At 64.8% G+C, this 13,622-nt stretch carries 11 protein-coding genes; 3 read left to right on the top strand and 8 right to left on the bottom strand.

What is annotated here, in order from left to right:
• Positions 1 to 90: 90 nt before the first annotated feature.
• From VVT58_RS00245 to VVT58_RS00210, 8 genes are all read right to left on the bottom strand, one after another.
• Positions 91 to 855 carry an energy transducer TonB gene (locus VVT58_RS00245; protein ID WP_327752862.1) on the bottom strand — a complete coding sequence of 255 codons (765 nt, stop codon included), beginning with the start codon at positions 853 to 855 and terminating at the stop codon, positions 91 to 93.
• Between the two features lie 177 nt (positions 856 to 1,032).
• Complete coding sequence (locus tag VVT58_RS00240) at positions 1,033 to 3,621, bottom strand: TonB-dependent receptor domain-containing protein (RefSeq protein WP_327752863.1); 2,589 nt, start codon at positions 3,619 to 3,621, stop codon at positions 1,033 to 1,035.
• Positions 3,622 to 3,707: 86 nt separating this feature from the next.
• Positions 3,708 to 3,983, bottom strand: a complete 276-nt coding sequence (locus VVT58_RS00235) for a ribbon-helix-helix domain-containing protein (RefSeq protein ID WP_327752864.1) — start codon at positions 3,981 to 3,983, stop codon at positions 3,708 to 3,710.
• The gene (gene phbB / locus VVT58_RS00230; protein ID WP_066559837.1) at positions 3,983 to 4,705 is read right to left on the bottom strand and encodes an acetoacetyl-CoA reductase; all 723 of its coding nucleotides are present in this window, start codon (positions 4,703 to 4,705) and stop codon (positions 3,983 to 3,985) included. Before phbB ends, VVT58_RS00235 begins: the two co-directional genes overlap by 1 nt.
• A gap of 35 nt (positions 4,706 to 4,740) precedes the next feature.
• Complete coding sequence (gene hemH, locus VVT58_RS00225) at positions 4,741 to 5,712, bottom strand: ferrochelatase (RefSeq protein ID WP_327752865.1); 972 nt, start codon at positions 5,710 to 5,712, stop codon at positions 4,741 to 4,743.
• 5 nt (positions 5,713 to 5,717) lie between these two features.
• The gene (locus VVT58_RS00220; protein ID WP_327752866.1) at positions 5,718 to 7,988 is read right to left on the bottom strand and encodes a molybdopterin cofactor-binding domain-containing protein; all 2,271 of its coding nucleotides are present in this window, start codon (positions 7,986 to 7,988) and stop codon (positions 5,718 to 5,720) included.
• A 39-nt stretch (positions 7,989 to 8,027) separates the two neighbouring features.
• Positions 8,028 to 8,462, bottom strand: a complete 435-nt coding sequence (locus VVT58_RS00215; RefSeq protein WP_327752867.1) for a CoA-binding protein — start codon at positions 8,460 to 8,462, stop codon at positions 8,028 to 8,030.
• 173 nt (positions 8,463 to 8,635) lie between these two features.
• Positions 8,636 to 9,403 (bottom strand): Mrp/NBP35 family ATP-binding protein, encoded by a 768-nt coding sequence (locus VVT58_RS00210; RefSeq protein WP_327752992.1) that lies wholly within the window; start codon positions 9,401 to 9,403, stop codon positions 8,636 to 8,638.
• 335 nt (positions 9,404 to 9,738) lie between these two features.
• On the opposite strand from VVT58_RS00210, the gene hflK reads away from it, so the two are divergent.
• The 3 genes from hflK to VVT58_RS00195 all read left to right on the top strand — a co-directional run bounded on the left by hflK (position 9,739) and on the right by VVT58_RS00195 (position 13,516).
• Positions 9,739 to 10,866: an FtsH protease activity modulator HflK gene (gene hflK / locus VVT58_RS00205; protein ID WP_327752868.1), complete on the top strand. Its 1,128-nt coding sequence runs from the start codon at positions 9,739 to 9,741 to the stop codon at positions 10,864 to 10,866.
• Positions 10,866 to 11,711 (top strand): protease modulator HflC, encoded by an 846-nt coding sequence (locus VVT58_RS00200; protein ID WP_327752869.1) that lies wholly within the window; start codon positions 10,866 to 10,868, stop codon positions 11,709 to 11,711. Before hflK ends, VVT58_RS00200 begins: the two co-directional genes overlap by 1 nt.
• Positions 11,712 to 11,995: 284 nt before the next feature.
• On the top strand, positions 11,996 to 13,516 hold the full coding sequence (locus VVT58_RS00195) for a Do family serine endopeptidase (protein WP_327752870.1): 1,521 nt from the start codon (positions 11,996 to 11,998) through the stop codon (positions 13,514 to 13,516).
• Positions 13,517 to 13,622: the final 106 nt, after the last annotated feature.

Genomic DNA, 13,622 nt, shown 5'->3' with positions numbered 1-13,622 from the left:
TATTTTGGAGGCCAGTTATTGAGACGCGTTCGCAGAGTCAAACACTATTGAGAAACAAAAGCAGAGAAGGGTGAAAAGACCGCCCCTCTCCTACCCCGCTTCGCTGCGCAGAATGAAGGGGATTTCAACTACCCCTTTCACGCGAACGGCCTGCCCGTCGCGCATCACAGGCTTCCAGCGCCAGCCGCGCACCGCGTCACGGGCCGCATGGTCGAGCCGGGGGAAGCCGCTGCTCTGCGCGATGCCGAGGCTGTCCACCGCGCCATCGACCCCCAGCGTCAGGGCGAGAACGACCGTGCCCTGCTCGCGCTTGCGGCGGCTTTCGATCGGATAGCGGGGCGGCCTGCCCGCGACCATCTGCGTGCCGAGATCGCCGCCCTGAACGATGCCGGCGCCTGGCGATGCGGCCGGTGGAGCGGGCGGAGCGGCGATCGCCACAGGTGGAGGCGGTGGCGCAGGGGGCAAGGCGTTTGGCGTCGTCACCACGGTCGGAACGGGCGGTACAGGCACCTGAACCAGCGTCGGTGGCGCGACGATCTGCGGTGGCGACGGCGGCGGTGACATATCGGCTGCCGGCGGAGGAGGCGGTGGTGGCAACAGGTTCACGACCGACAAGCGCGTTTCCCGCACGCGCTGCACATGATGCCGGGCCTGGATCAGCGCGGCGATCAGGACGGCATGTAGCAGCGCGATCAGGATGACCGCCGGCACATTTATCCCGCTCCGCGCTCCAAAGCGAGCGGGCGGCACGTTGGACTGGACAGCCGCGCTGGAAACGAGGGTCGAGTTTGCCGGTGGCGAGATAAACAGGTCATCCGCCGCCTCTTCAACAAATCCATCCGCTACGCGAAGCATGCCAGATTCCCTTTGAGCCGTGCGGGCGCTGGGCCCGCTCATAACGATAATTCTAATGCGAATTAATTGCATTATTGAAAAGGGACCGGACGGGTGGCGACCCGAGGAGGAGAGGAGTGCATCGCCACCCGCCCGTTTCCCCCGGCAAGGGACGAGTGCCGGGGGTATGAGGCTTGATCAGAACATATAGTTGAGGCTGAACACCGCCGACCGCGTCGGAGCCGGCTGCGCCCAGCTATTGCCAGTGTTGTTGCGCACGGTCGTCACATATTTCTCATTGGTGAAGTTCTGCACATTCACCTGCGCCTTCAGATTCTCCGTGATCGGATAGGAGGCCATGAAACGGTGAATGGTGTAGCTCGGCACCCGATAGCCGACATAGCTGTTGGCGACCAACTGGGCGAGCGTCGGCTGGTTGAGCAGGAAGCTGCCCTGATAGGTCAGGCCATAGCCCAGTTCCAGACCGAGGCCGAAGCGGTAGGTGGTGAACAGGCTGCCCGAATGCTTGGGCGTATTGGTGAGCGAATAGCCCGCCGTCGGATCGGGGAAGGCGGCGCTGTTGGCGCAAGTGCCCGCCGCCGGATCGGTCGCGCCGGGATGGGCAAGGCAATAGTCCGAAACGCCCTGCTTGATCCTGCTCTTGAGGTACATATAGTTGGCGGAGATCGTCCAGTTGCTGGCGATATTGCCCGACGCGCCGAAGGACACGCCCTCCACCCGCTGGAAGCCGTCCGTCGCCTGATCGGGCAGGGTCGGATCGCCCGACACCACCTTAATCTGGTCGCGATCGTTGCGGAACAGGGCCAGCGTCAGCAGCAGCTTCTTGTCGAACAGATCCGCCTTGGCGCCGATCTCGTAATTCTTGGTCGTTTCCGGTTTGACGTTGCAGGTGCCGCTGCCGCCCGATGCGTTGTCCGCCGTGCAGCTTCCGTCGACGGAAGATTTGGAGGGCAACTTGCTGTTGCCATAGGCGATATAGAGGCTGGTGTTCGGGGTCGGCTTCACGACGGCGCCGATGCGGAAGGAGAAGAGATTGTCCTCCACCTCCAGATAGGTGGGATTGGTCGCTCCGGCGGCGGGCGGCGACAACTGGCCCAGCGTGGTGCCCGGCGCGGTCACATAGCTGAAGGTCCGGTTGAAACCCTTCACCCTCTCGTAGCGAAGGCCGCCGTTTATCTCAAACCAGTCGGTGAACTTCATCGTATCGAACAGATAGGCGGCATAGCTGGTCTGCTCACCCACATTATGCGCGCCGAGGATGAAGTTGACAGGGCCGACATAATTGTTGCTGCCATAGACGCGCGCCAGACCACTGGTAGAGGCGGGGCCGACAATGCCCGACGACGGATCGGCTATGTTGACGAGCGGGAGATAGAGGCCAAGGCTGCTCCCGGCGCCGTAGGTCGGAGTGGCGGTGCCGTTGCCGCTGGCCGGTGCGCTGAACGGCGCGGCATAGGGGTCGAAACCGTTGGCGGTACGGCCAAGGCTGCCCTGCAACTGATCGTAGCGCTCCCACAGGGCCGAGCCGCCGACGACCAGCGTATGGCCGATGCCGCCGGTATCGAAATCGGCGCTTAGGTCGATCTGGTTATAGGCCGTCTCATTGGTGATGAAGCGCTGGTTGCCGCGACCGCCGGTCGGGACATAATAGCCGACCGGAATGGTGAGCGTCTGGCCAGCGGCGGTCGATCCGACGCGCAGCGTGCACGCGCCGCCGGTATCCGGGTTGACGCCGCCCGCCGTACCGTTGTCGAGGCAGAAGACGCCGTTCGGCTGGCTGGTCACCGTGTCCTGGCGGATATGTTCGTAACGCGTCAGGTTGCGGATCTTGACCGTGTCGCTGAAGGCATGACTGAAGATCGCTTGCAGCGACTTCGTCTTGCTGTCCTGATGGTCGAGATTAGCGAAGCCGAAATAGCCCGACCGGTCGAAATCCTTGACGATGCCGCCCAACGCCGGGAAGTAGCGGATGCCATATTGCGGCATTGCCTTGTCATCCAGATATTCGCCCTGGAGCGTCAGGCTGGTCGGCCCGTCGATGCCGATGGTGATGGCGGGCGCGATACCCCAGCGCTCATAATCCTCGACATCGCGGCCCGGCACGTCGTTCCTGTGGTAGACGGCGTTCAGGCGCACTGCGATCAGATCATTGACGCGCTTGTTGGCGTCGATGGTGGCGCGATAATAATCGTCGGTGCCGATGCCTGCATTCAATATGGTCTGATCATCGGCCAGCGGACGCTTCGTCACCAGATTGATCGTGCCCGCGACCGAACCACCGCCGTTCATGACCGAATTGGCGCCGTTGGTGACTTCGACCTGCTCGATATTATAGACTTCATTGCGGTTCAGGAACGCGCCGGAGCGCACGCCGTCAACCGTGACGTCGTTCTTGGCGTCCTGGCCGCGCAGGATGATGCGGTCGCCATAGCCGAAGCCGCCCTCACCCGCGCCGAAGGTGATGCCGGGCACGGTGGACAATACCTCGCGCAGCGTCAGCAGGTTCTGCTGCTGGATCGTTTCCTTGCCGATCACCGTGATGGTCTGCGGCGTGTCGAGCAGCGGGCGGGTATATTTGGGCGACTCCGCCTTCTCGACCTTGATCGATGACTCGTCGATCGCCGTGTCGGTGACCGTCATCCCGCCGAGCTTGGCGCCCTGTGCGCCGTCCTGCGTAGCATTTTGCGCATGGGCGGTGGAGGCGAAGGCCATCGCGCCAACGCAGCTCAGCGCCAGGAAGGAAGGACGTAACATTGCTTTGGACATGAAAACAGAACCCCTTTTTTGAACCTTGGGGTATCTGCTATTGCGACTCGTTCGCATAGTCAATGCTATTGCGAATAATTATTATATTATCGCTGCATATTATCCCTGAAAAGCCAGCATCTTATAGCGCTCGCCAGATTGGGGGGATCGGCCGCCGCCATGCGCGCGACGTCGATGCGCGCGATCAGCGCATTGACAGGCAAGCCCTCGCGCGCGGCGACCGCACGGAGGGCTTCCCAGAAGATCGGTTCCAGACTGATCGCGGTCTGATGGCCCGCAATGGTCACGCTGCGCTTGACCGGCGGAGCGAAGGGCGATCCCGCCAACGCCGAGGCGTCATCGGAAGCGCCCTCTTCCTCCATCAGTACATGTGCTGGCCGCCGTTGATCGACAGCGTGCTGCCGGTCACGAAGCCGCCATCCTCGCTGCAGAAGAAGGCGACGCCGCGCGCGATTTCATCGGCATGGCCCAGACGGCCTACCGGAATCTTGGCGACGATCTTTTCCAGCACAGCCGGAGGAACGGCCGCGACCATGTCAGTGTCGATATAGCCGGGCGCGATCGCATTGACGGTCACGCCATATTTCGCGCCTTCCTGGGCCAGCGCCTTGGTGAAACCATGAATGCCGGATTTGGCGGCGGCATAATTGACCTGGCCATATTGGCCCGCCTGCCCGTTGATTGATCCGATATTGACGAAACGGCCCCAGCCGCGCCCGCGCATCCCCTCAAAGGTCGCCTTCGCCATGTTGAAGCAACCGCCCAGATTGATGCGCATCACTTCGTTCCAGTCATCGAAGCTCATCTTCGCCAGCACGCCATCCCGCGTGATGCCCGCATTGTTGACGACGACATCGATCGGGCCGAGCGCTTCGGCCACATGCGCGCAGCCGTCCAGGCAGGCCTGGTGATCGCCCACATCCCATTTGAAGGATGCTATGCCCGTCTTGTCCGAAAAGGCCTGCGCCTTGGCATCATTGCCCGCATAATTGGCAGCGACCGTGAACCCCATCTCCCTGAGCGCCAGGCTGATCGCCTCGCCAATTCCACGCGTTCCGCCCGTGACGACTGCAACCTTGCTCATAGTGGCTCTCCTCAACAAAAATGACGGGACGAAACTTACCTCTCCAACCAACCGGCCAGTTCGCGACGGGCCAGATTCTCATATAGGTTCATAGCGTCCGGAGACGCGTTCAAACAACTCAAATGGACAAAATTATTACCACCGGAAGAGATATAATCCTCTTTGCCGCGCAAAGCGATTTCCTCTAGGGTTTCCAGGCAATCTGCAGAGAATCCCGGCGTCAGGACCGCAACATTTCCGACACCTTCGGCGGGGAGCTGCCGCAGCACCGCATCGGTCGCCGGACCCAGCCATTTCGCACGGCCGAAACGCGATTGAAACGTGACCCGCACCTCCCGCCCCAGCGCCTCGCCAAGCAGCCGCGCACTCTCCACGCACTGGTCGCGATAGGGGTCGCCCAATCGCCGCGTCCGCTCCGGCATGCCGTGGAAACTGGCGATCAGCAGGTCCGGCGCGAAATCGAGCGCGGCGAGTTGCGCCTGCGTCGATGCGCGCAGAGCCTCGATATAAGCGGGATCGGCGTAATAAGGCGGCAGGGTGCGGATCGCCGGCTGCGCCCGCATCTTCGCCAGCGTCGCATAAGCGGCATCGAGCGCCGTGGCCGTCGTCGCCGCGCAATATTGGGGATAAAGCGGCGCCAGCAGGATGCGGTCGCACCCCGCCGCGATCATCGCCGCCAGCCGCGTGCCGATCGCCGGATTGCCATAGCGCATGGCCCAATCGACCATCACGGCGGCCCCCATCCGGTCTTGCAGCACCCGCGCCGTATCGCGCGTGTAGACGGCGAGCGGCGATCCCTCCTCCATCCACACCTGGCGATAGGCATGGGCGGATTTCTTCGGCCGGGTCAGCAGGATCGGGCCGCGCAATATCGGTTGCCAGAGCAGTTGCGGAATCTCCACCACCCGCGGGTCGGACAGGAATTCGGCCAGATAACGCCGCACCGACGCGGGGTCCGGCCCGTCGGGCGTGCCGAGATTGATGACGAGGATACCGATCCTGCCCATGGCCTTCACCCTTCCATCAACAGGGGCAGGGTGCGGTACCGTTGCCCAGTGGTGGTGAACAGCGCATTGGCAACCGCCGGGGCCACCAGCGGCGCGCCCAGATCGGTCAACCCGGCGGGCGGCGCGGTGCTGCGGATCAGTTCCACGGTCACTTCCCCGACATCCCCCAGGCGCGGCAAACCCATGCGGCCCAATATCGCCCGCGTGGGCATGCCCTTCGCATAGGGCACGGACGCCCCCATGGCGAGCGCCAGGCCATGGATCAGGCCACTTTCGATCTGCTGCCGGGCGATATCGGGATTGACCTGCTCCCCACCATCCACGGCGGCGATGATCCGCCCGACCTGCAACTTGCCCTCCGATATCCCCGCTTCCACCATGATCGCAATGAAGGCGCCGTTCATGACATGCGCGGCCAGCCCCTGCCCACTTCCCTCGATGCCGCCCTGCCAGCCGCCCATGGCGCCGACGGTGGTCAGGCAATGCGCAAGCCGGGGATTGCCGCCCAGCATCTGGATGCGGAAGGACATGGCCTCCATCTGCGCCTGATGCGCCAGCTCGTCCATGAAACTTTCGGTGAAGAAGGCGCCGTGCAGATGCGCGTTGCCCCGCGCAAAACCCAGCGGCAGGCCGACATCGGCGGGGAAATGATCCACCGCCCAATTGGGCACCGCATAGGGCAGTTCCATGCCCGCCACCGCCAGCCGGGTCGAAACGCCCGCAGATTCAGCGCTGGCTTCATGCGGCAGCTTGCCATGAGCGATGCGCGCCCAGCTCTGACTCATGGCGCAGGGGGCCGCGATCTTCGCGGACCACCCTTCGATCGCGCCGTTGCGGCCAAGCTTCCCTGCCATGCGCGCATGTGCGGGGGCGCTGGGGCGATCCTGGATCACATCCTCCAGCCGCGACCAGAGCAGTTGCACCGGCCGCCCCATGTCGCGGGAAAGAAGCGCCGCCTGCACGCCCGCCTCGAAATCCATCCGGCGGCCATAGCCCCCACCCGCATGCAGCGGATAGAGCGTCACCGCCTCCGCCGACAGGCCCAGCGCCTTGGCGATGGCGGCGCGGGCCAGGCCGGGCGCCTGGGTCGCCATCCACACTTCCGCGCCGTCGTCACTGATCCGCGCCGTGGCGCACATGGGCTCCAGCGCCAGATGCAGACCCGGCCCCACCCGATATTCGCTGGCAAGGATGGTCGCATCCTGAAACAGCGGCTTCAAATCCCCGCGCGCATAAAGCCGCTCCCCGGAGGAACCGGCAAAGGCCTGCTCCAGCGCCGCCTCGATCCCGGCGCTATCCACCGGCCTGCCGGATAGTTCGAACACCGGATCGGCCAGGTCCAGCGCCTTGTTCGCCGCCCACCAGTTGCTGGCGACCACCGCCACCCAGCGTTCCTGCCGGACCAGCTTCAGGAAGCCGGTGACGGATTTCGCCGCACCCTCATTGACGCTTTTCAGCACGGCGTCCCCGATCGGCCCCTGCCGGATGGAGGCGAAGACCATGTCGGGCAGGCGGATGTCGGCGGTGAAATTATGGCTGCCGTCGATCTTGGACGGGGTGTCGAGCCGCGGCAGTTCCTGCCCCGCCAGCCGGTCCACATCGCCCTGACGGAAGGGCAATATGTCGGGCAGGTCGAAGGTCGCGGCGTCCTCCACCACCTCGCCCAGCTTCAGCCTGCGCTGCCCGCCGTCGGAGATGATGCCGTTCTGGATGTCGCAGCTTTCCCACGCCACGTCCCAGCGCGCAGCCGCCGCCTTGCACAACAGCACCCGCGCCGCCGCGCCCGCTTCCCGATAGGCCTGGTGGAACATCGGGATCGAGGTGCCCGCCCCGGTCAGCATCAATGCGCGCCGGGTCGCATATTGATCGATGGTCCAGTCGCCCGCTTCGCCCGCCAGCCGGCTCCAGTCATTGGCCAGCCATTCACGCGCCAGCAGGCTATTGGCGTAAAGCGGGCTGACCGGCGCGCTCTGCACCCCCACAGTGCGCCAGTCCGCGCCCAGCTCGTCAGCCAGTATCTGCGGCAGCAGGGTGCTGATCCCCTGCCCCATCTCCGTCTGCGGCACGATGACGATGACCTGTCCGGACCGGTCGATCTTGAGGAAGGCGTTGAAGGCGGTTTCACTCGGCGCGGTGTTGAGATTGGGGCGATAGGCTCGCGGCCACACCGCCCATGCCAGCAGCAGCCCTGCCGTCGCGCCCCCGCCGATCAGCAGCGTGCGCCGGTTCAAACCCTTTTCCGTCTGCTGACCCTGCTTCCGCGGTGCGCGCCCCATAGCTCAGCTGATAAAGAGGCTTGCAAGCTCTGGAAAGCCCTATTGCGAGCCGACCGGCTCAAGCTGGAGGCGGCGTATCTCGATCGCCGGACAACGGTCCATCACCACTTTGAGGCCAGCCGCCTCCGCTCGGGCCGCCGCGGCATCATCGATCACGGCCAACTGCATCCAGACCGCCTTGGCGCCAGCGGCTATGGCATCGTCCACCGCGTCCCCAGCGGCCTCGCTGCGGCGGAAGATGTCGACCATATCGATCGGCACGCCGATGTCGGACAGTCTCGCCCAGACGAACTCGCCATGGACATGCTCCCCCGCGATCTGGGGATTGACCGGCAGGACGCGATAGCCGTGGTCCTGCAGGGTTTTCATCACGCCATAGCTCGGCCGGTCCGGTCGATCGGAAATACCGACCAGCGCTATGGTGCGGGTTTCGTTCAATAGATCGGCAATATCCTGCGCGGCGGTAAGTGGCATGTAACGGCCCTCCATATTCCTCGGACATGGGAAGGACGCGGGAGGGACACAAGCCGTTCCCTCGAAGTCCGTCATCCCAGCGAAAGCTGGGATCTCAGGCGGTAGGGCACGGAGTAGCCTCACGAGATCCCAGCTTTCGCTGGGATGACCGAAGAAGGGATGGCGGGAAGACTTCAACGCTCACCCCTCAGCCACGCCGCCACCTTCTCCGCGATCGCGCGGAAGGCGGCGCCATGCACGTCATCCCCCGCCGCCGGAGGATCGCCCGCATCCGAGCGGCGGCGAATGTCGATGGCGAGCGGAATGCGGCCCAGGAAAGGCATTCCCATCTCGCCGGCGGCGGCTTCCGCGCCGCCTTGACCGAAGGGATCGGACGACTCCCCGCAATGGGGGCAGACATAGCCCGCCATATTCTCGACCAGCCCGATCATCGGCACATGGGTCTGCTGGAACAGGCTGACCGCCCGCGTCGCATCGATCAGCGCCAGATCCTGCGGCGTCGAGACGATCACGGCCCCGGCGGGCTTATGCTTCTGAACCATCGACAACTGCACGTCGCCGGTGCCCGGCGGCATGTCGACGATCAGCACCTCCGCATCGCCCCAATCCGCCTCTATCAACTGGGCGAGCGCATTGCCCGCCATCGGCCCGCGCCAGGCCAGCGCCTTGCCCGGCTCGACCAGATGACCCATCGACAGCATCGGAATGCCGAGCGGGCTTTGGACAGGGATCAATTGCTTGTCCTTGGCCTGCGGCTTCCTGTCCTCGCTCGCCATCAGCCGCGCCTGCGAGGGGCCGTAAATATCGGCGTCGACCAGCCCGACCTTCACCCCCAGCCGCTGGAGCGCCACGGCGAGATTGGCCGACAGCGTCGATTTGCCCACCCCACCCTTGCCGGAAGCGACGGCGATGATCTTCAGCGGCTTGCGCTCCGCGGTCATGGCGATGCGCACGTCGCTGACGCCCGGCACGGTCAGCGCGCCTTCGCGGATGGCGGCGGCCACGGCATCGCGCCGCTCGGGCGACAGGCCCGCCACGTCCAGCGCCAGCGTCATCACGCCATCCTTGACACGCGGCGCACTGGCGCGGCCATCGGTCAGCGTTTTCAGGCGGGCGGCGAAATCTTCAAGCTCGGTCATGGGAGCGCCATCTAATGGCTTTCGACATCCGGCGAAACCGGCCCAACCCCTTTTTTGTGCCGCAGCGACATCATTCGAAACAATAATCGTTGCGAAGGGCACTGTTTTTCGCCGGAAAGCCTTCCTATAGAGGAGCGATGAAGAGAATTTTCGGGTGGATGCCGGGCATTGCGAGCGCCATGGCCCAGGGTCCCTGGGGCGGCAAGAGCGACGGGCCGGACGGCAATGACGGCCAAGGCAAAGGGGGCGATGGCGGACGCGAAGGCGGCCCGCGCAATCCCTGGACGCAACCCGGACGCCCCGGCGCCAAGGGGCCTTCCGCGATCGAGGAACTGCTCCGCCGCAGCAAGGAAAGCTTCGGCCAGGGCGGCGGCGGCTTCGGCAACCTGCCACCCCGCCCCTCCGGCAAGGCGCTGTGGCCCGCCGCGATCGGCATATTGGTCGTGCTGTGGCTGGTGCTGACCTGCTTCCACCGCGTCGGCCCGCAAGAGCGCGGCGTCGTCACCCTGCTCGGCAAATATAGCCGCACCCTCTCGCCGGGCATCAGCCTGACCCTGCCCGCGCCGCTGGAAAATGTGACGACCGTCGACGTGGAGGAAATCCGCACCATCGATGTCGGCTCGACCCGCGCGGAAAGCGAGAATCTGGTGCTGACCGGGGACCAGAACATCATCGACCTCGCTTATTCGGTGCGCTGGAACATCCGCAGCCCGGAACTCTACCTGTTCCAGTTATCCGATCCCGACGCCTCGGTCCGTGAAGTCGCGGAAAGCGCGATGCGATCGGTCGTCGCCAGCGTCAGCCTGGAGGATGCGCTGGGCGCGGGCCGCACCGAGATCGAGCAGCAGGTCGAACAGCGGATGCAGGAAATCCTCGACGGCTACAGGTCGGGCATCCGCGTGCAGGGCGTCGCGATCAAGCAGGCCGACCCGCCCACCGCCGTCAACGACGCGTTCAAGGCCGTGTCCGCCGCGCAGCAGACCGCCCAGACCTATCTCAACGAAGCCCGCGCCGCCGCGCAGCAGGTGACGGCCAAGGCACAGGGCGAAGCCGCCGCCTTCGACAAGGTCTATGAACAGTATAAGCTCTCGCCCGACGTGACCCGCCGCCGCATGTATTATGAAACCATGGAGGGCGTCCTGTCGAACGTCGACAAGACCATCGTCGAAAGCGGCAATGTGACGCCGTTCCTGCCGCTGCCCGAACTCAAGCGCCGGGCGCAGGCCAGCACCGCGCAGGGCACCACCACCGGGGAGGGCCAGTGATGCAGGGTCTGATCCGCCATCCCGTCGCGCTCGCGCTGCTCGCCATCGCCGCGCTGCTGCTGATCGGCAGCACCATCGCCATCGTGCCCGAAACCAAGCAGGGCGTGATCGTGCGCTTCGGTGATCCCAAGAAGATCATCAACCGCTACCGCCCGAACGAGGATTTCGGCAAGACCGGCGCGGGCGTCATCCTGCGCTGGCCGTTCATCGACCAGGTGGTGTGGATCGACAAGCGCGTGCTGTCGGTGGAGATGGAGCGCCAGCAAGTCCTCTCCACCGACCAGTTGCGCTTGCAGGTCGACGCCTTCGCCCGTTACCGCATCGTCGATCCGCTGCGCATGTATATCGCGGCGGGCAGCGAGGAACGCGTGTCCGACGCGCTGCGGCCCATTCTCGGCTCCGCGCTGCGCAACGAATTGGGCAAGCGGCCCTTCGCGGCGCTGCTCAGCCCGGAGCGCGGGCAGGTGATGGACAATATCGAGGCGGGCCTGAACCGCGTCGCCCGCCAATATGGCGCGCAGATCGTCGACGTGCGGATCAAGCGCGCCGACCTGCCCGACGGCGCGCCGCTGGAAAGCGCCTTCACCCGCATGCGCACCGCGCGCGAGCAGGAAGCGCTCACCATCCGCGCCCAGGGAGCCAAGCAGGCCCAGATCATCCGCGCCGAAGCCGACGCCAACGCCGCGCGCATCTATTCGGACAGTTTCGGCAAGGATCCGCAATTTTACGATTTCTATCGCGCCATGCAGGCTTATCGCTATACTTTCTCGCCTGACAAGCAGGGGTCGACCTCCATGGTCCTCTCCCGCGACAATGATTTCCTGAAACAGTTTCAGGGACGTTGATGACTATTTCGCTTCCCATCCAAATGAACCATCGGTCGGGCGGGGCGCCATTTCGTCCAGATGGAGCCGAGAAGGGTGATATTCGAGCACCGGAGCGCAGCGTACTTCAGTACGTGAGCACCGGAGCGCAGAATATCGCGCTTCGCAGGCCCATATGGGCGGAATGGCGGCCTGCCCGACAGGAACCAGCGCCATTCAAAGTCGGTTAAGGCAAGGCGGCGCATCCCGCTCTCTTCGCAGAGTCCCGCCTTTCCTTCGCCCAGTTCATGAGAGGACCGTCACGAGTGCGTTACGCTTATGCCATTACCGGCGCCCTGCTGCTCGGCGGCACCGCCATCGCCGTCACGACCAGCTCCAATGTCGGCGCGCAAGTCGCGCAAAATGAAGGCATGCAGGCCGCCGCCCCCGCTGGCGCCCCGGCCAGCCTGGCCGACATGGTCGAAAAGCTGCAGCCCGCCGTGGTCAACATCTCGACCCGGCAGCGGGTGCAGGTGCAGAATCCCTTCGCGGGCACGCCCTTTGGCGACCTGTTCGGCCAGGGCCAGGCACCGGGCGGCAAGCCCCAGACCCGGCAGGCCCAGTCGCTGGGGTCCGGCTTCATCATTTCGGCCGACGGCTATATCGTCACCAACAATCATGTGGTGTCGGCGGGCGCGGAAGGCGCATCGGTGGATTCGATCACCGTCACGCTGACCAACCGCGAGGAATATCCGGCCAAGCTGATCGGCCGCGATCCGGCGACCGACATCGCCGTGCTGAAGATCGAGCCAAAAAAGGCCCTGCCCTTCGTGAAGTTCGGTGACAGCACCAAGGCGCGCGTGGGCGACTGGGTGATCGCCATCGGCAACCCCTTCGCCCTGTCGGGCACGGTGACGGCGGGCATCATCTCCGCCGTGCATCGCGGCACCGGCGGCACCTACGACAAGTTCATCCAGACCGACGCGTCGATCAACCAGGGCAACTCCGGCGGCCCGATGTTCGACATGCGCGGCAATGTGATCGGCATCAACAGCCAGATCCTCTCGCCTTCAGGCGGCAATGTCGGCATCGGCTTCGCTATCCCGTCGGAACAGGCCGCGCCGATCGTGGACACGCTGCGCAAGGGACAGGCCGTCAAGCGCGGCTATCTGGGCATCCAGATCAGCCCACTGGGCGAAGATCTGGCCGATTCGCTAGGCCTTGCCAAGAATCGCGGCGAGTTCGTCCAGGGCGTCGAGCCCGGCAAGGGCGCCGACAAGGCCGGGATCAAGGCAGGCGACGTGATCGTCAGCGTGGCGGGCCAGGAAGTGACGCCGGACCAGAATCTCTCGTCCATCGTCGCCAACCAGCCCATCGGTGGGCGCGTCCCCATCGTGCTGCTGCGCAACGGCCAGCGCCAGACGGTGACCGCCATAGTCGGGGAGCGTCCTTCCGAGGACGAACTGAATGCCTTCGCCCAGCAGCAGGATGACGATTTCAGCCAGCAGCAGCAGGACGACCAGTCCAGCAGCGGCCAGGCGACGCAACAATCGCTCGGCATTTCCGCCATCCCGCTGACCTCGACCATCATCCGCCAGCTCGGCATCGCGGCCGACACGCGCGGCATCGTGATCACGGCGGTGGACGGCTCGACCGATGCGGGCGCCAAGGGGCTGCGCCGTGGCGACGTCATCATCACCGCCAACAATCGTCCGGTCGCCACCCAGGCGGAACTCGACGCGCAGGTCAAGGCCGTGTCCTCGCAAGGCCGCAGTGCGATCCTGCTCCAGGTGCTGCGTCGCGGCCAGCCTGCGGTGTTCCTGCCGGTGCGGCTGCGCGACAAATAAACCGCTGATAATCAGCGGATCGTTACGGGCCGCGCTTGCCGGGAACCCTGCCTCCCCTCTACACTGAGGCGACAGACTCCGGCGGGCGTGGCCCGAAGCTTTTGGG

The sequence above is a fragment of the Sphingobium sp. SJ10-10 genome (genome assembly GCF_036038995.2).
GTDB lineage: Bacteria > Pseudomonadota > Alphaproteobacteria > Sphingomonadales > Sphingomonadaceae > Sphingobium.
Note: the sequence above shows the minus strand (reverse complement) of the source record. Positions and strands in the feature narration are given on the sequence as shown.